Raw genomic sequence first — 18,414 nt, 5'->3', positions numbered from 1 at the left:
CGATTCTCACCGTCTAAGCTTACTGTTATTTTCAGCTTAGAAACTCCAAAGCTACCTTCTGCAATTCATTTCTTGGAAAGTCTTTCAGCCGGTGAACTTCCCTCTCTGTAAGTTGAGTTTGCATACTCCTCTTTTTCTCAGTTTTTAAATATTCTGTTTATCTTTTAATTATATATAATCATCATTATTATTGTCAATATTTATAAATATTATATTCAGTTACGTAAATTTTGTTCCCAAAAGTTTTTAGGCATATCACTTTCTTCTATTGGCATTATTGTATATCCTTTTTCTTTTAATTGATTTATTATACCTTGAAGAGCTTTAACACTTTGTTCCTTTTCATGCATTAAAAGTACAACTTCACTATGTTGATCCGAATATTTATTTACATTATTTACTATAGTTTGTGGAGTTCCCTTCCAATCTTCCGTATCCAAATTCCAATCCCAGATTTTAAATCCATCATCAACTAATGCATTGTATGATTCTTCTGGAGCATAAGGTTTACTACCATAAGGCAATCTTATTAAGTTTGAGTTTACTTTAGCAATTTTATTTAATGTGTCTTGGCACTTATCAAATTCATTAACAGTATTTTCAGGAGTTTTATATAGTACAGATATGTCGTGACTTACACTGTGAAATCCCATAGAGTGTCCCTCTTGAGCGATTCTTTTTAATTGTTCTGGATGTTGTTTCATATTACCTTCTATCATAAAGAACGTGGCTTTAACGTTATTGCTATCTAGAATAGATAGTATTCCATCAGTATATTTAGATGGCCCATCATCAATTGTTATATAAGCAACCTTCTCAGGTTTTGGCTTCGGTCCTCTATTATTTACACTACTTGCTTTCATCATGAGGTCAGTTAATGTCATCGTATCACTTTCTAGCAATTTTATATCTATATTATTTTGTTCACTTGATGTAGCAATTATTTTATCAAATGTAACAAATAATAAAAACAAAAGTAATACAACTGTAGATACACTTAAAAAAATAGGTTTTATTTTTCTTTTCATCCCCACTTCCCCTTTGTTTTTTATATTTTAATAAATACTATTAGTTATTATTGACAATTATTTCAATCAATATAGCTAAATTTTATAATTAAACACTGTACTTTAATAGATATGTTTGTACTCAATAAAATATTAGCACAAAAAAAATAAAACTACATTCCTGTAGTTTTATCCTATTTCAATCATATCGCCTCTTAATGCATATATAATTTTTTCACATATATTGGTAATATGGTCTCCAATTCTTTCTAAATACCTAGCAACAAACATCATTGTCACTCCTTGGTCTATGTTTACTTCTTTTTCATGCATAACCTTAAGTGTATGTTCATGTATAACATCATACAACTTATCTACTAAGTCATCTTTTAAAGCTGTATTGTATGCAAGTTCTTCATCTCTTAGTTCTAAAGCTTTCTTTGCATCTTTTATCATATCAATGCATATATCTTTCATTTTAGGTATATCTATTAATTCTTTTATATATTCTTCTTTTCCTATCTTTACAACTTCAACTGATATATTTACAGAATAATCGCCTATACGCTCTAACTCTAAGCACATACTTTCTAATGCATATATAAATCTTAAATCTTTTGCCATAGGTTGTTTTAATGCCATAAGCTCAATACTTCTATCCCTTATATAGTCTCTTAAAGTGTCTATTTCATCATCTTTTTCTGAAATTCCTTTTGCTTTTTCAATATCTTTTGTCATCATGCTGTTTACTGATTCTTCTAGAATTTCTTGACTTTTGTCAAACATTTTTAGTGTATAGTTTATAAGGGTATTTATATTTAACTCTAAGTTATTGTTGACCATTTTAAAACTCCTTTTTATTGATTATTTTATATTTATTTTATCCAAATCTTCCTGTTATATAATCTTCTGTACGTTTATCCCTTGGACTAGTAAATATAGTTTTTGTTTCGTCAAATTCTACAACTTCTCCTGATAGGAAAAATGCAGTTTCATCCGATACACGAGCTGCTTGTTGCATATTATGAGTTACTATTACTATAGTATATTTATCTTTTAACTCATCTATTAATTCTTCTACTTTAGATGTTGATATTGGATCTAGCGCTGAAGTTGGCTCATCCATTAATATTACTTCTGGCTTCATAGCTATTGTTCTAGCTATACAAATACGTTGTTGCTGTCCTCCTGATAATCCTAAAGCTGATTTATTTAATCTGTCTTTAACCTCTTCCCAAATAGCAGCTCCTCTTAAACTCTCTTCAACAATCTTATCTAATGTAGCTTTATCTTTTATTCCATGTATTCTAGGTCCATAAGCAACATTATCATATATACTCATTGGGAATGGATTTGGTTTTTGGAATACCATTCCTACTTTTGTACGTAGTTTTATAACATCATCAGATTTATATATATCTTCTCCGTCTACAGATATTTCCCCTTTTATTTTAACATTTTCAATTAAATCGTTCATTCTATTTAAAGTTCTTAAAAAAGTTGATTTTCCACATCCTGAAGGTCCTATTAATGCAGTTACTTTATTTTCTTTTATCTGCATGTCTATTCCTTTTAATGCTTTGTTATCTCCATAGAAAAGTTCTAAGTTTTTTACATTTATTTTTATATTATTCATCTTAATAGCTCTCCTTACTAAGCTTTTTAACTATAAATTTAGCTAAAGTATTTAAACATAATACTATAATTATTAAAACTACACCTACACTAGCTGCTTGTTGTATATTTCCAGTTTCTTTAGCAACTAAGTAAGATTGAACTGTAAGTGTTCTAGCACTATCAAATATGCTAGTTGGCATTTGTGCTACTGTTCCAGCTGTTAATAATATAGCTGCTGACTCCCCAACCACACGACCTATCGATAGTATTATTCCTGATAAAATCCCTGGTAATGCACTTGGTACTATTACTTTGTATAGAGTTTGGAATTTTGTAGCTCCCATAGCTAAAGATGCTTCTCTATATCCTTGTGGAACTGTCTTTAATGCTTCTTCTGTTGTACGTATTATTACAGGTAAAATTATTATAGCTACTGTTAATGATCCTGCAATAATTGAATATCCCATTTGAAGTGTTATAACAAAGAATATACCTCCAAATAATCCATAAACTATAGATGGTATACCTGCTAAACTCTCTGTTGCAAATCTTACAATATTAACTATTGGTCCTTTTTTAGCATATTCTTGTAAATATACTGCCGCTAAAACACCTATTGGTGTAGCAACTATTAATGATAAAAATACTGTATATAAAGTTGTGACGATCATTGGTAGTATTCCACCATCACCACTTGCTGAATAATCACTAATTAAAAAGTTTAGGTTTATTCCCCCAATACCTTTTATAAATATAAATCCAACTATTATTAACAACATTCCTATTGTAAATATAGCTGATAGCCAAACTGCCGCCTTTAAAAAATTTTCTCTTAATTTTCTCATATTAATTGCCTGCCTTATTAGAAAGTTTACTTAATACTAGGTTAAGTACTAATATAAATATAAATAGTACAACTCCTGTCGCAAATAACATCTCTTGATGTGTTCCAAATGCGTATCCCATTTCTAATGCAATATTAGTTGTTAATGGTCTTACACTATCCATAAGTGAGTTAGGTAAAACTGGTGAGTTACCTGCAACTAATATTACTGCCATAGTCTCACCTAAAGCTCTTCCTGTTCCTAATACTACCGCCGCTAAAATACCTGATTTTGCAGCTGGTAAAACTACTTTAAATATTGTTTCAATTTTTGATGCTCCTAAAGCTAAAGACCCTTCTCTATAAGCATCTGGTACAGCTTTTATAGCAGTTTTTGAAACAGCTATTATTGTAGGTAACATCATTATAGAAAGAACTATTATTACAGCAAATAAACTTTGTCCCTTTGGTAAATTAAATACACCTTGAATATTTGGAACAATAACTGCTAATCCAAATAATCCATAAAGTACAGATGGTATTCCTGCTAATAAGTCAACTCCAGAACTTATTATGTTTGCTATTTTTTTAGGAGCTACTTCTGCAATAAATGCTGCAGTAAGAATTCCAATCGGAGCTCCTATTAAAAGTGCACCTATCGTTGATAAAGTTGATGCTACTATCATAGGTAAAATTCCATATTGATCTGCACTTGGAACCCATGAAGTACCTGTTAAAAAGTCTATAAATGAGTATCCCTTTGATATAAATGGTGTAAGTCCTTTATAAAAAACAAAACCTATAATAAGTAATAAGCTAATTACTGCAATTAAAGCACTTATCATGAATACATTTTTTGCTATTTTTTCTATTGTATACTTTGTTTTGTTGTTATTTTTAGTTTTAATCAGTTGCTCATTAGCTAACATAAATACCTCCATTTTTTTATAACTCTTATGATTTCTAATTTATAATTTTAGTTTGTCAACTTTACTATGCTTTATTCTTTTTTAAGTTTTTTCTCTACAATTCAATAATAAAGTTTAAATGTTAAGTTTAAATTAGAGTTATGTTAACTGAAAGTAAAGTATGTTAACTCGCCGTAAAATGACGTTTTTCAAACTAAATTCAATATTTCCAAAAAAAAAGAGAATGTTGATTAACATTCTCTCTCTAATTCATTTACTAATTCTTTAAATACATTTAATGCATTTTCTATAGATTCTTTTTTCTCCATGTCTACTCCAGCAGCTCTTAATTGATTAAGTGGATATTCTGATCCTCCACTTTTTAAGAATTCTATATACTTCTCAACAGCTGCATCGCCTTCTCTTAAGATTTTTTCACTTAAAGCACTAGCCGCTGAAAATCCTGTAGCATATTTATACACATAGAAATTAGAATAAAAATGAGGTATTCTAGCCCATTCTAATCCTATTGGTTCATCTACTATGCAAGATTTTCCATAGTATTTTTTATTTAAATCATAATATATTTCTGTAAACTCTTTAGCAGTTAACGGTTCTTTGTTTTCTACTTTTTCATGAGTTATCTTTTCAAATTCAGCAAACATAGTTTGTCTATATACTGTAGTTCTGAATTGTTCTAAATAATAATTTAAAAGATACATTCTTTCTTCTTTTGATTTTGAGTTCTCTAATAAATAATTTACAAGTAATAATTCATTTAAAGTTGATGCAACTTCTGCTACAAATATTTTATATGACGAATACAAATATTCTTGATTACTTCTTGAGTAGTAACTATGCATAGAATGTCCAAGTTCATGAATCAATGTAAACAATGAGTTTAAATCATCCTTATAGCTCATCAATATATATGGAGATGAATCATAACTTCCCCACGAATAAGCTCCACCTTGCTTACCTTCATTTTCATAAACGTCTATCCATCTTTCATCAAAAGCTTTTTTAACAACACTTAAGTATTCTTCACCTAATGGCTTTAATGCTTTTAATATTATTTCTTGTGCTTCTTCATAAGTTACCTTCATATCAAAGTTTGATTTTATAGGCACATACAAATCATACATATGCATTTCATCTATACCTAAATATTTTTTTCTTAAATCTACATATTTATTTAATGTATCTAAACTCTCATCAACTGCATCAATTAAGTTATTATATACATCTACACTTATATCATCTTGGAATAATGAACCTTCTATAGCTGATTTAAAGTTTCTCATTTTCGCATAGAAAATTTCACTTTTTATTCCACCGTATAAAGTTGATGCAAATGTATTTTTATATTCATCATAAGTTGAATACACTGCATCAAATGCATCTTTCCTAACTCTTTTATCCTTACTCTTTAAGAACGAAGAGTAATTTCCATGAGTAATTTGTACAGTTTCTCCCTTTTCATCTTTTATTTCAGGGAATTTTAAATCTGCAAAAGAAAACATTTCATATACATTTTCAGCTATTCCACTTAAATCTGAAGCTGCTGCTAGTATTTCTTCTTCTTTTTCTGTAAGTGTATGAGGTTTATCTCTTAGTATTTCATCTAAATGTTTTTTGTAAAAGCTTAATTTTTCATCACTTAAATACTCTTGTAATTTTGATTCATCCATTGCTATTATCTCTGGAACCATATATGATGTTGCCATTGATAATTCTGTAGATAACATTTCAGTCTTAGTAGCTTTAGCTTGATTCTCATTTTTTCTAGTATCTTCATGTTGTTTCATATGAGTATATACATATAAATTTTGAAGTATTCTAGATGCTTTTTCTGAGTCAGTTAATACCTTATAAAGGTTTTCTTTGCTATCAGCAAGTTTTCCTTTATAAGTTTTAAGTTCACCTATAATTTCATCTACTTTTTTTATATCTTGGTCTATAGCTTCTTCACTTTTATACATCGTGTCTATATCCCATTTAAACTTTTCTTCTATAGAAGCTCTATCTAATCCCATAATTTCACTCCTTTGTTTATAATATTTTACAGAACAGCTATTAATATTGCTCCTTCTGATGTGTAAGTTCCCATAACAGGACCTATACTTGATATTATTATGTCCTTATGTTCATAATTTTCTTCTATATGTTTAGCTATTTTTTCAGCTTTTTCTTTACAGTTTGAATGTCCTATAACTAAAGTTTTATTTTTTATATCATGAACATTGTTTTTTACCTTTTCAAATAGCTTTTTCATACTATTACCTTCGCCTCTTGCTTTATCTATAGGTTTAACTAATCCTTCTGATATTTCTATTATAACTTTAAAGTTAAGCGCATTTATTAATTTTCCAGCAATAGGATTCACTCTTCCACCTTTTATAGCGTTTTCAAGCGTATCTAACGCACCATAAAAAGCTATATCTCCTTTTATATCTTCTAAGTATTCAACTACTTCTTTTAAACATTTTCCTTCTTCTATTAATTTGTTAGCTTTATAAACCATTAATCCAACTCCTATAGATCCACTTAATGAATCTACAACAGCTATTCTTTTTTCACTTTCAGGATTATGTTCTAAATATATATTTTTAGCTAATACAGCACTACTATAAGTACTAGATAATTTAGAAGTAAGTGTAATAATTAATATTTCCTCTTCTTCACAGTCAAACATTTCTATGAATCTCTCAGGTGATGGACTTGATGTCTTAGGTAATTCTTTGCACCCCTTCATTTTCTCATAAAACGTTTCTTCAGTAATTTCTTCTCCGCCTATATAGTTTTCCTCTCCAAATGCTATATTTATTCCTACAACTTTCACTCCCATTTCATCTAATAGTTCTTTAGGGAAATCAGTTGACCCTTCAATTATTACTCTTATGTTTGTCTTCAATTCATACACCTCGATTTTAATTATAGCTATATCTTATTTTATATATTTTAATGTAAATAATCTACACTTATTATATTTTTTAGGTCATTTAATTCTAATATTATCTTTTCTACCATAATTCGTCTATCATAAACAATGAAAAAGTTTATTATATAATCATTTTCTCCACTAACTACATCAATATTACTAACATTTATTTGAGATTTTTCAAGTTTATTGTATATAGTAGAAATAATATTTACATTATTAACCTTTATAGTTAATATATTTTGTTTTTTTCTAAAAACTACCTTATCTATATTTTTCAATATATATAGTGTAACCATTACAAATAGCCATGCTGATATTCCTAATATATATTGACCATAGCCTATAGCAATTCCTATACATGCTGTTGCCCATATTCCTGCTGCTGTAGTAAGCCCTCTTATTCCACTTGAGTTTTTAAGTATAGCTCCTGTTCCTAAAAAACCTATACCTGACAATACCTGAGCTGTTAATCTCGATGGGTCTAAATTTGTTTTTGAACTATATTCCATAAACAATATTACAGATGTTATAGCTGTTATACACGATCCAATTGAAACCAAAATATGTGTTCTAAATCCTGCAAATTGATACGACTTTTCCCTCTCTAGTCCAGTCAGTCCTCCTATAATAAGAGCTATTAATAATCTAGTTAAAATTTCAGTAGGTGATATTTTACTCCCCCTCCTTTATAGTTAGGTATATTTATATTTATATTTGCAGGGGTTAGTCCATTATTACGACTATATTTTAATCAAAAATAAAAAGGACTATTTTGAATAGTCCTTAATCTTAATCACACATATTTTGTTTAACTATATTTATATGAGTAGGGTAAGCTATATTTATTCCATTATTTCTAAATGTTATTAGTATCTGCAATTTTGTGTCTTTAAGCACTGTAAAATACTTATGAGATTGAACAACACCTGTTATAGTGTACTTAGCTCCTACAGACTTTTCTTCAATATCTGTAACTCCATATACGCTAAATGATCCAGCATTTTCCTTCCCCTTTTTTGTATGTAAAAATTCTTTATGTCTTTCATTTAATATGTCGCATACTTCTTCTAAAGACTTAATAACTTCTAGAGGATCTTCTTGATATGGAACTCTAACACTTACAACTACTCTCATATTTTTCCTGCTATAATTTCTGATACTAATAATATTTCCATTTGGAATAGTTACTCTTCTCAAATCCCAATCTCTTAAGCTGGTGCTCCTAAGACCTATTTCTTCTATAGTCCCTCTATATTTTTCATTTATATAAACAAAGTCACCAACTTGTATTTGTTTCTCAAATATTATAAAAAAACCATTGAATATATCTTTTAATATACTTTGAGATGCAACCCCAGCTATCAATCCGACTATACTTGCACCTGTAACTAAAGTACCGAATTTAGTTACATCAACTATATTAAATTCTTTCAATAATAATATTATTGTTAAAATAAATATAACATAATATGACATTGAGCATAAAAGACTGTTTAAAGTATTTTCATACCTTACATCAAATCTAGTAAATTCAAATAGTTTTTTTAAAAAGTATTGTATTAATTTTAATAAAACGTACGCACAAATAATTATAATAACTGAGTTTATTAACTTTGCCAAAATCATAATTAATACCTTTCTTTTAACAATTTCTATATCTCAATTATTAATTATTAACGCTATACTTAAATGATATACCTAATCAAACCAGTTTATATATCTATCATTTGTTAATTTTTCCACATGCAAAAATTAACTTTGCTTAATCGCAAAAAAGCCTTCTCTTTATTCGGAAGACTCTTTGCTAAGCTGTATATACTTATTTATCGCTTGATCAATTTTATTACTTGTACTAACCAACTCATCTTTAAATATATCCGGGTATTCTATATACGTATTTATTTCTTCCCTTAAAGCTTCTATTTCTTTCTTTAGCAAAACCAGTTCATTTTTAGTCATATTATCACCATAGTTACAAATTTATATATATTCATTTATATTTTAACAAGGTTTTCCCTAGTGTGTCAATAAACGTTTTTATCAATACTAGATAACTTTCCTACTGTAAATTTAGAAGCAATTCCAACAAACAGCCCAGTTATTATAGATGCGAATAACATATATGGTAAATATCCAAATATCATTCCATTTTTTATTATCATTCCAGCCACTGCTAACTGCCCTATATTATGACCAATAGCTCCTATGACGCTTACCCCTATTAATGAAAATTTATTAATTTTTAAAGCTAGGTACATAAATATCAAACTTAAGTATGAACCCGCTATACTAAACAATAAATATGATATTGGTCCTGCAAATATAGATGACATAATCACCCTTACAGATAAAATTATGAATGTATCCTTTAGACCAAATAAAACTAAAGAAGTTAAAGTAACTATGTTTGCAATCCCTAACTTAGCGCCTGGAAATATAGCAATTAGTGGATTTGGCATATAGCTTTCTATTATATACAATATTAAGCTGTATCCAACCATCAATGACATATGAGCCAGTTTTTTAGTCTTCATATATTTTGCTCCCCCTTAGTTGAAATTTTCTATTATCTATATATTACCATAGTCTTAAAGTAAGTTTTTTAATTATTTTTTTAATCTATTCACTATTTATTGACTTTTTGAATATTAAATGGTATATTTATATTATAATTAATTGAGAATGAAACTCATTAGGAGGTGCTAATGATGACTGTTTACGATTTAAAAGTCGGTGAAAAAGGTATCATTAATAATATATATGGAAACGAAAAATTAGCTAAAAGATTATTAGCTCTTGGATGTATAAATGAAACTGAAATAGAAGTAAGAAAAATCGCTCCATTAGGAGATCCTATATTAGTTCGTTTTAGAGGATTTGATTTAGCGATAAGAAAAAGTGACGCAAAAAACATTAGCTTAAAATAGGAGGTATCATCGTGATTAATGTTGCATTATTCGGTAATCCTAACGTTGGTAAAACTACAGTGTTTAATATTCTTACTGGATCTAAACAATATGTAGGTAACTGGCCTGGAGTTACTATAGAAAAAAAAGAAGGATTTATAAATGAAGATATTAAGGTTGTAGATCTTCCTGGTATATACGCTATGGATACATTCTCTAACGAAGAAAAAGTATCTAAAAGTTTTTTAGAAAGCGGAGATGTAGACTTAATATTAAACATAGTAGATGCATCTAGCTTAGATAGAAACTTATATTTAACTACTCAGCTTATGCAATACAATAAACCAATTATATTATTACTTAATATGATAGATGTTGCAGAAGCTAAGGGTGTACACATAGACCCAGCAAAGCTTGAAAAGGAATTAGGGGTTAAAGTAATACCTATAGTTGCTAAGAAAAAAGAAGGTCTTGAAAATATATCTAATGAAATAAAATCATGTTTAAATACAACTTTTAATTATAGAAAAGATTTTGGAAACGAAATAAATACCTATAAAGAAATTGAAAAAATATTAAGTAAATCTATGAAGTCGGATTCTAAAAATAAAGAAAGTATTAGTAGTAAATTAGATAATATAATATTAAATCCTATATTAGCTTATCCTATATTTGTTTTAGCACTATTAACACTTTTTAAATTTACATTTGAATGGGTCGGTGGTCCTCTTCAAACATTAACAGAAACTTTAATAGATACTTATATATCTACACCTGTAGATGCTTTGTTAGCAAATTCTAGTCCTTGGTTCCATTCACTAATAGTAGATGGAATAATAGGTGGATTAGGTGGAGCTCTACCATTCTTCCCATTAATATTTGTATTATTCTTAGGAATGTCATTCTTTGAGGATAGTGGATATATGGCTAGAACAGCATTCTTAATGGATAACATAATGAAAAAAGTTGGTTTATCTGGTAAAGCCTTTATACCTATGATAATGGGATTCGGTTGTGCTTCTCCAGCGATAATGGCTACTAGAACTTTAGAAAGTGAAAAAGATAGAAAAGTTACAGCACTTATTGCTCCGCTTATGACTTGTGGTGCTAAAGTACCTGTTTACGCATTATTTGTTTCTATATTTTTCCCTAAAAATGCAGCTATTGTAACTACATCTTTATATCTATTAGGTATCGTAATTGCAATAATAATAGCCTTAATATTAAATAAAACAGTTTATAAAGCTGATATAGAACCTTTTGTTCTAGAGTTACCAGAATACAAACTTCCAACTCTAAACGCTTTATTTAAAAATACATGGAATAAAGCTAAAGGTTTCTTAATAAAAGTTTGTACAATAATGTTTGCTATGTCTGTTGTTATATGGGCATTATCATCATTTAACTTCAGCGGATTTACTAGTGATATAAATACTAGTTTCTTAGCTTTAATAGGTGGATTAATAGCTCCTATATTTGCTCCTTTAGGATTCGGAGATTGGAGAGCTGGAGTTTCTATATTAACTGGTATAAGTGCAAAAGAAGTTCTTATAAGTACCATGGAAATACTTTATGGAAATTTAAATACAGTTTTACCAACAGTATTTACAAGTGTTTCAGCTTATGCATTTTTAGTATTCTCTGCTTTATATACTCCATGTATAGCAGCTTTATCTACAATGAGAAAAGAATACGGAAGCAAGATGATGATGATATCAGCAGTTTACCAATTTGTTTTAGCTTGGATTGTAGCATTCATAGTTAAAACTCTAGGTTCACTAGCGTTTGAAGGTGCTTCAGCTTCTTCATTAGTAGAGTTATTAGTTGGAGGAATAATCGTACTTGCAGCAGCATTTATTCTTTATAAGAACGTAAAAGCAAAAGGTAATGGATGCTCTGGTTGTTCTGGTTGTTCTAGCAGCGGTTCTTGCCCTAGCAGCAAAAACAAAATGACAAGTTAATCTATTTAATATAAATAAAAAAAGATGGGATTAGATCCCATCTTTTTTTATTTATATATTAGAACTTAACATCTATAGTTATATTCTTTCCGCCTCTGTTTACTTCTACCTTAGCTTTATCTCCTACTGAGAATTTATATAATGCTTTATTTAAATCACTCATTGATGTTATCTTTGTATCTCCAACCTTTGTTATTACATCTCCTGCTTGTATTCCTGATTTTTGAGCTGGAGTATTAGCTACTACTTCTGCTATATAAACACCTTCATCAGCAGCTAAATCAGTTCCTGTTGTTGTTTCAAATGTTTTTACATCTATACCTTTTATACCTAATGTCACTTTTTCAAATTTACCATCTTTAATAATTTGCTCTACTATAGGTTTTGCTGTATTTATAGGTATTGCAAATCCTAATCCTTCTGCTCCAGATGCTTTAGCTGTGTTTATACCTATAACTTCTCCTTTATCGTTTAATAAAGGTCCTCCACTGTTACCTGGATTTATACTTGCATCAGTTTGTATAAGTCCTGTCATATTAGATTGTTCTGTTTGTATGCTTCTATCTAATCCACTTATTATTCCTTGTGTAACACTTTTTTGGAATTCTAATCCTAGTGGATTTCCTATTGCTACTGCTAAATCTCCAGTTCTTACAGAATCACTATTTCCTAAGTCTGCTACAGGAAGTCCTGTCTTATCAACTTTTACAATAGCTAAATCTATAGTTGGATCATTCCATAAAACTTTTCCCTTTGAAGTTGATCCATCATTAAATAAAACATTTACATCAGATGCTTTTCCATCAGATACAACATGTGAATTTGTTAATATGTATCCTTTAGAATCTACTATAAATCCTGTTCCTACACCTTGTGATTGTTGTGGTATTGCAAATATATTATTAGTATCTATTGTAGTAGTTGTTATACCTACTACAGAAGGCATTGCCTTGTCAGTTACTGCATGATATATATTTTCACTTTTAGTCCCTTCATTTACAACTATATCTTGTTTATTCCCATCAGATTTAGATGATAGCTTATCCCCAAGTATAAAAGCTGTTATAAAACTTCCAACCATCGCACTTATTATACTAACTATTATAATAAGAGTTATACTAGTCTTCTTTCCACTACTCATATATTTATCCCTCCTATTTTAATTTTTATATTATTTTACTTTTTGTATTATTATTATTTTTTTAGTGTTTTTATATTCTTAAATATAAAAACACTATACAGTTAATTTCTGTATAGTGTTTATTATATAACTGTATCCTTAATTAAACCTTAATTGTTTAATCTTTTTTCTAATTCAGCTCTTTCTTTTTCAAAACCAGGCTTTCCTAATAAAGCAAACATATTTTTCTTATATGCTTCTACTCCAGGTTGATTGAATGGATTTACCCCTAATAAGTATCCACTTACTGCACATGCTTTTTCAAAGAAGTAAACTAAGTATCCAAAGTTATACTCATCTAATTGAGGTATATTTACTATTAAGTTTGGAACATTTCCATCTGTATGTGCTAATAAAGTTCCTTGGAAAGCTTTCTTATTTACAAAGTCAACAGTCTTGTCAGCTAAGTAATTTAAGCCATCTAAATCTATTTTTTCTTCATTTATAGTTATTTCTCTTCTAGTTTTTTCAACATTTAAAACTGTTTCAAATATTATTCTTTTACCTTCTTGTATATATTGTCCCATAGAATGTAAATCTGTTGAAAAATCTACTGAAGCTGGATATATACCTTTGTTATCTTTTCCTTCACTTTCTCCGTAAAGTTGTTTCCACCATTCTCCAACATAATGTAAGCTTGGCTCATAATTTACCATTAACTCTACATCTTTACCTTTTCTGTGAAGAACATTTCTAGCTACAGCATATTGATAACTGTAGTTTGACTTTAAGTCAGGATTAGAAAAATCATCCATTGCATCTTTTGCACCTTGCATCATAGCATCTATATTTATATCACAAACTGCTATTGGTAATAATCCAACAGGAGTTAATACAGAGAATCTTCCTCCAACATCATCAGGTATTACAAAGCACTCATATCCTTCTTCATTTGCTAAAGATTTTAATGCCCCTTTCTTAGAATCAGTTGTAGCATATATTCTTTTACTAGCTTCTTCTTTTCCATACTTTTTCTCTAAGAAATCTTTGAATACTCTAAACGCGATAGCTGGCTCTGTTGTAGTTCCAGATTTAGATATAACATTTATAGATACATCTTTATCTTTGATTATATCTAATAAATCTAACATATATGTAGAACTTATATTTTGACCCACAAAGTAAACCTCTGGAGATTTTCTTTCTTCTTTAGTTAAGTTATTTCTAAATGAGTGTCCTAATGTTTCTATTGCAGCTCTTGCTCCTAAGTAAGATCCACCTATTCCTATAACTAAAAGTACATCTGAATCTTCCTTTATTTTTTGTGCAGCTTTTTTTATTCTATCAAACTCTTCTTTGTCATAATCACTAGGTAAGTTTACCCAACCTAAGAAATCGTTCCCCTCACCAGTTTTATTATGTATCATTTCATGAGCAACTTTTACATACTCGCTCATACAATCGATTTCTTTTTGATTAAAAAAACCTATTGAATTACTATAATCAAAACTTAACTTTTTCATAGCCCATTACCTTCCTTATCTCGTTAAAAATTTATTATATAGAAAATTATATCAAACAATATGTATTTTTCCAAATTAATTATAATATTTATTTATAATTTAATTATAATATTTTCAATTATTCATTTATATATACAAAACTCCTGTATATTTTTTATACAGGAGTTTGTCGATAATTATATTATTGTTTTTCTAATTTGTTTGCTATAACTTGTTGAGCTATATTAACCGCATGGTCTGATATTCTTTCAAGGTTAGATATTAAATCTAAGAATATAATTCCGCTGTCTATACTACATAAACTATTATTTAATCTATGTATATGATTTGCTCTACATGATTTTTCCATTATATCAACTTGTTCTTCCATCTTTATAACTTTGCAAGCTAAGTCTACATCATAAGTTTTCATAGCTTCTAGTGCATACTCATAAGTTGCTATAACTTTATTGTATAATTCTCTTACTTCTTCAGTTCCTTGCTTAGATAATTTTAAATCTGAATCAATTATATCTTGAGCTAACTCAGCTATATTTTCAGCATGGTCCCCTATTCTTTCAATATCATTTACTGTATTAAATAAAGAGTCTACTATATCTCTAGCATCTTCATCTAAATGAGCTTTTGATAATTTAAGTAAGTAGTTTAGAATTCCTTTTTGTAATTCGTTTACTATTTTTTCATTTTTAAATGATTTATCTATATTCTCTTGAGATTGTTCTAAAAATCCATCTAGTGCATAATTTACACTTTCTTTAGCTTTTTTACCCATTCTTAAAGTTTCTTTAACTACACTTGCTACAGCTATTGATGGCGTTTCAACTATTCTATCATCTAGATACTTTATAGCTTTACTTTCATCTTCTTCTCCAGCTTTATCTGGAACAAGTTTTATAGCAAGGTTTATAATAAACTTAGTAAATGGAAGTAATATAATAACTGATATTATATTGAATAATGTATGAGTGTTAGCTATTTGTCTAGCTACATCACCAGGATTCATATTAGTTACAAAGCTTACTACTGGTTTGTTTAATACTATTAAGAACACTGCTGTACCTAAAACGTTGAATATTAAGTGCATAACTGCTGCTCTTTTAGCATTTCTAGACGCTCCAACACTTGATATTAATGATGTAACACATGTACCTATATTTTGTCCGTATAATATAGGTAATGCTGCATTTAAAGGTATTAACCCTTGTGATGCTAAGGCTATAAGCATTCCCATAGAAGCACTTGAACTTTGAACTATAGCTGTTATACCAAATCCTAATAATAATCCTAATAAAGGATGATCTCCAAACCCTACTAATAGGTCTGTAAATCCTTTGTATTCAGCCAATGGTTCAACTGCATTTTTCATAAAGTCCATACCAGTAAATAATATACCAAATCCAATTAGTATTTCTGCTATGTTTTTAACTTTTGGCTTAGATGCAAATAAATATAAAATAATACCGATCCCTAATGCTATAGGTGCCATTCCATTTAAGTCAAATGATACAAGCTGAGCAGTTACAGTAGTTCCTATGTTAGCTCCCATTATAACGCCTATTGCTTGTGTTAAGTTCATTATACCTGCATTTACAAATCCAACTACCATAACTGTTGTAGCACTACTACTTTGTATGATTGCTGTAACAAATGCACCTACAATAACCCCCATGAATACATTGCTAGTAAGAAGTTCAACTATTCTTTTAAGTTTTGATCCTGCTGATTTTTCAAGACCTTCTGCCATTAAGTTCATTCCATATAAGAATAAACCTAATCCTCCCATAAGGCTAATTACTATATCCAATTTCATGTCCTCCTTGAAATATTTATACTATTAGTCTACAAATATAGCGCCTTATCCATTTTATCAAACAGCTTGTCTAGTTTTGTTAAATCTATGTTAAATATTAAAAATATATTAAATATTTATTAAATTATGGTTAACTTTTAATTTTCACAATATTTAGAAATAATTTTTTCAGCACACTTTATTCCATCTACAGCTGCAGTTACTATTCCTCCTGCATATCCAGCGCCTTCACCACTAGGATATAAATCTTTTACATTAACAGATTCTAATGTTTGCTCATCTCTAACTATTCTTATAGGAGCAGAAGATCTAGTTTCTACCCCTGTTAGAACTGCATCATTCATAGCAAATCCATTTAACTTTTTATCTAGTAAAAGTAGTCCTTCTTTCATTGTGTCACATACAAACTTTGGTAAACAACCTCTTAAATCTATAAATTCATAACCTGGTTTATATGACGGTCTTACAGATCCTAATTCAGTACTTACTCTATCATTTAGAAAATCTCCTACTAATTGAATTGGAGCTTTATAGTTTTTACCACCTAGTTCAAATGCTAATCTTTCATATTTTTCTTGGAAGTAAACTCCTGCTAACGGATGGTCACTTTCAAAGTCCTCTGTAGTAACATTTACTAAAACTGCACAATTTGCGTTCTCTTGGTCTCTAGCATGTTCACTCATCCCATTAGTAACAACTTGTCCTTCTTCAGATGCTGAGGCTATTACAGTCCCTCCTGGACACATACAGAAAGTATATATACTTCTTCCATTTGATGTATGTTCAACTAATCTATAATCTGCTGCCCCTAATCTAGGGTGATCATGGAACTCTTTATATTGAGATTTATTTATTAATGTTTGAGGATGCTCTATTCTTGCTCCTATAGCAAAAGGTTTTTGAGTTATTTTTACACCTTGCTCATATAACATCTTATACGTATCTCTAGCACTATGTCCTATTGCAAGTATTACAGCCTCTGTTTCAAAAGTTTCTTTATCATTTACAATTACAGATTTTATTTCGTTATTTTCTATATCTATCTTTGTAACTTTAGCATCAAATTTAACTTCTCCGCCTAGTCTTATAATTTCTTCTCTTATATTTTTAACTACTTCTTTTAATATGTCTGTTCCAACATGCGGTTTATATGAATACAAGATTTCTTCTGGAGCTCCAAAGTTAACAAGTTCTTCTAAAACCTTTCTGCATCTTATATCTTTTATTCTAGTAGTTAATTTTCCATCTGAAAATGTTCCTGCTCCACCTTCTCCAAATTGAACATTAGATTTTGAATTAAACTTTCCATCTTCCCAGAACTTTTTAATATCTTCTGTTCTTGTATCTACATCTAAGCCTCTTTCAAGTAGTATTGGATTATATCCTCTTTGAGCTAAAACTAATGCTGCAAATAATCCAGCCGGTCCACTTCCTATTACAACAGGTCTGTTTTTTAGCTTTTCAGTACCACTTTGTACATCTGTATATGATTTTTCTTTAACTTCTACAACATCTTTAATTTTTGATTTTTTTAATATGTTATTTTCATGCTTAAGTTCTACATCAACAGTGTAAACAAAATCTATTTTGCCTTTTCTTCTAGCATCTATAGATTCTTTATATATCTTATAATTAAGTAATTCTTTTTCACTAATTTTTAATTTTCTTAATAACATAGGTTTTATATTATCTAAGCTTTCATTTATATCTAATTTAATATTAGAAACTCTTAACATGTCATACCTACCTTTCTTTAGTAAAAATAAAAGCTAGGCTTCGTAGGGCCTAGCTTTTA

17 protein-coding genes and 1 other annotated feature (1 of these 18 only partly in view) are annotated in these 18,414 nt (G+C 29.0%); of the genes, 2 read left to right on the top strand and 15 right to left on the bottom strand.

Features of this window, described 5'->3' with window-relative positions:
• Positions 1–148: a binding site (T-box leader), on the bottom strand; it reaches 83 nt to the left of the window's first position.
• A gap of 67 nt (positions 149–215) precedes the next feature.
• The 11 genes from KXZ80_RS01695 to KXZ80_RS01645 all read right to left on the bottom strand — a co-directional run bounded on the left by KXZ80_RS01695 (position 216) and on the right by KXZ80_RS01645 (position 9,833).
• The gene (locus tag KXZ80_RS01695) at positions 216–1,028 is read right to left on the bottom strand and encodes a polysaccharide deacetylase family protein (protein WP_021434116.1); all 813 of its coding nucleotides are present in this window, start codon (positions 1,026–1,028) and stop codon (positions 216–218) included.
• A gap of 168 nt (positions 1,029–1,196) precedes the next feature.
• Positions 1,197–1,850, bottom strand: a complete 654-nt coding sequence (gene phoU / locus KXZ80_RS01690) for a phosphate signaling complex protein PhoU (protein ID WP_021434117.1) — start codon at positions 1,848–1,850, stop codon at positions 1,197–1,199.
• 37 nt (positions 1,851–1,887) lie between these two features.
• Positions 1,888–2,643 carry a phosphate ABC transporter ATP-binding protein PstB gene (gene pstB / locus KXZ80_RS01685; RefSeq protein WP_021430165.1) on the bottom strand — a complete coding sequence of 252 codons (756 nt, stop codon included), beginning with the start codon at positions 2,641–2,643 and terminating at the stop codon, positions 1,888–1,890.
• Between the two features lies 1 nt (position 2,644).
• Positions 2,645–3,469, bottom strand: a complete 825-nt coding sequence (gene pstA, locus KXZ80_RS01680; protein WP_021434118.1) for a phosphate ABC transporter permease PstA — start codon at positions 3,467–3,469, stop codon at positions 2,645–2,647.
• A gap of 1 nt (position 3,470) precedes the next feature.
• Positions 3,471–4,376, bottom strand: a complete 906-nt coding sequence (pstC, locus tag KXZ80_RS01675; protein ID WP_021434119.1) for a phosphate ABC transporter permease subunit PstC — start codon at positions 4,374–4,376, stop codon at positions 3,471–3,473.
• Positions 4,377–4,606: 230 nt separating this feature from the next.
• Complete coding sequence (pepF, locus tag KXZ80_RS01670) at positions 4,607–6,391, bottom strand: oligoendopeptidase F (RefSeq protein ID WP_021434120.1); 1,785 nt, start codon at positions 6,389–6,391, stop codon at positions 4,607–4,609.
• A 26-nt stretch (positions 6,392–6,417) separates the two neighbouring features.
• Positions 6,418–7,269, bottom strand: coding sequence for a DegV family protein (locus tag KXZ80_RS01665; RefSeq protein WP_021430294.1), 852 nt, complete (start codon positions 7,267–7,269; stop codon positions 6,418–6,420).
• A gap of 47 nt (positions 7,270–7,316) precedes the next feature.
• On the bottom strand, positions 7,317–7,937 hold the full coding sequence (locus tag KXZ80_RS01660; RefSeq protein ID WP_261914080.1) for an MgtC/SapB family protein: 621 nt from the start codon (positions 7,935–7,937) through the stop codon (positions 7,317–7,319).
• A 151-nt stretch (positions 7,938–8,088) separates the two neighbouring features.
• The gene (locus KXZ80_RS01655; RefSeq protein WP_167699378.1) at positions 8,089–8,919 is read right to left on the bottom strand and encodes a mechanosensitive ion channel family protein; all 831 of its coding nucleotides are present in this window, start codon (positions 8,917–8,919) and stop codon (positions 8,089–8,091) included.
• Positions 8,920–9,084: 165 nt separating this feature from the next.
• Positions 9,085–9,237, bottom strand: a complete 153-nt coding sequence (locus KXZ80_RS01650; RefSeq protein WP_226883832.1) for an aspartyl-phosphate phosphatase Spo0E family protein — start codon at positions 9,235–9,237, stop codon at positions 9,085–9,087.
• 86 nt (positions 9,238–9,323) lie between these two features.
• Complete coding sequence (locus KXZ80_RS01645; protein WP_021430337.1) at positions 9,324–9,833, bottom strand: Gx transporter family protein; 510 nt, start codon at positions 9,831–9,833, stop codon at positions 9,324–9,326.
• Positions 9,834–10,007: 174 nt separating this feature from the next.
• Here KXZ80_RS01645 and KXZ80_RS01640 point away from each other — a divergent pair, with 174 nt between their 5' ends.
• Positions 10,008–10,226 (top strand): FeoA family protein, encoded by a 219-nt coding sequence (locus KXZ80_RS01640; RefSeq protein ID WP_025162334.1) that lies wholly within the window; start codon positions 10,008–10,010, stop codon positions 10,224–10,226.
• Between the two features lie 11 nt (positions 10,227–10,237).
• Positions 10,238–12,166, top strand: coding sequence for a ferrous iron transport protein B (gene feoB / locus KXZ80_RS01635; RefSeq protein ID WP_021434123.1), 1,929 nt, complete (start codon positions 10,238–10,240; stop codon positions 12,164–12,166).
• Between the two features lie 58 nt (positions 12,167–12,224).
• On the opposite strand, the gene htrA is transcribed toward feoB, so the two are convergent.
• The 4 genes from htrA to KXZ80_RS01615 all read right to left on the bottom strand — a co-directional run bounded on the left by htrA (position 12,225) and on the right by KXZ80_RS01615 (position 18,355).
• Complete coding sequence (gene htrA, locus KXZ80_RS01630; RefSeq protein WP_021434124.1) at positions 12,225–13,307, bottom strand: serine protease HtrA; 1,083 nt, start codon at positions 13,305–13,307, stop codon at positions 12,225–12,227.
• Between the two features lie 149 nt (positions 13,308–13,456).
• Positions 13,457–14,809 (bottom strand): glucose-6-phosphate isomerase, encoded by a 1,353-nt coding sequence (locus KXZ80_RS01625; RefSeq protein ID WP_021434125.1) that lies wholly within the window; start codon positions 14,807–14,809, stop codon positions 13,457–13,459.
• Positions 14,810–14,990: 181 nt separating this feature from the next.
• Positions 14,991–16,613 (bottom strand): Na/Pi cotransporter family protein, encoded by a 1,623-nt coding sequence (locus KXZ80_RS01620; protein ID WP_021434126.1) that lies wholly within the window; start codon positions 16,611–16,613, stop codon positions 14,991–14,993.
• A 143-nt stretch (positions 16,614–16,756) separates the two neighbouring features.
• A complete protein-coding gene (locus KXZ80_RS01615; RefSeq protein WP_021434127.1) occupies positions 16,757–18,355 on the bottom strand; it encodes an NAD(P)/FAD-dependent oxidoreductase in 1,599 nt (532 codons plus the stop codon).
• Positions 18,356–18,414 lie beyond the last annotated feature (59 nt).

Origin of the sequence: Paraclostridium bifermentans (genome assembly GCF_019916025.1) — a bacterium.
In the GTDB taxonomy this organism is placed as follows: Bacteria; Bacillota; Clostridia; order Peptostreptococcales; family Peptostreptococcaceae; genus Paraclostridium; species Paraclostridium bifermentans.
The sequence above is the reverse complement of the archived record's forward strand: the minus strand, read 5'-3'. Positions and strand labels throughout refer to the sequence as shown.